Origin of the sequence: Aquimarina algiphila (genome assembly GCF_007489275.1) — a bacterium.
Taxonomy (GTDB): Bacteria; Bacteroidota; Bacteroidia; order Flavobacteriales; family Flavobacteriaceae; genus Aquimarina; species Aquimarina algiphila.
The window spans coordinates 1-429 of record NZ_VLNR01000204.1 but is presented as its reverse complement, the minus strand read 5'-3'; the positions used below and the strand labels follow the sequence as shown (position 1 = coordinate 429).

The following is a 429-nucleotide window of genomic DNA, read 5'->3' as shown; positions in this document are numbered from 1 at the left end:
ATCCAGAATTACTTTAAAGAAAATGCAGTAACATAAAAGATCAATCAATTGAAATGCTATTTTTATACCTACTGTTTCCATCTTAAAATATCTTTTTTTCTTTTGTGTAATCAGGCTTAAGTGGGGTTTCAGTTACGGTAAGTTTTTCAAAAATAGTCCCAGTACCATCAAATATAAAAACCACTTTTCTTAAAAGCCCATCTATAATATCCTCATTGGGATCATACACCTCAATGAATTGTTTAGAATCGTATATTAAAGTGCCTTTCTCAACTTTATATCCTGCTTTACTAAGCATCATCTCCTGTCTTTCGATAGGCTTATAAACTTTAATCAAAGGATCTATATCTTCGTTAAATTGGTCTTTCATAATTTTCATTTAAAATTTTGTGCAATTCTCCTACTGTTAGTTTGTGTTGTTTCTTCTCC

Annotated in this window: 1 protein-coding gene; it reads right to left on the bottom strand. The window is 30.1% G+C overall.

What is annotated here, in order from left to right; translation table 11 throughout:
* Positions 1–82: 82 nt before the first annotated feature.
* A complete protein-coding gene (locus tag FOF46_RS31095) occupies positions 83–370 on the bottom strand; it encodes a hypothetical protein (protein WP_143919293.1) in 288 nt (95 codons plus the stop codon).
* Positions 371–429: the final 59 nt, after the last annotated feature.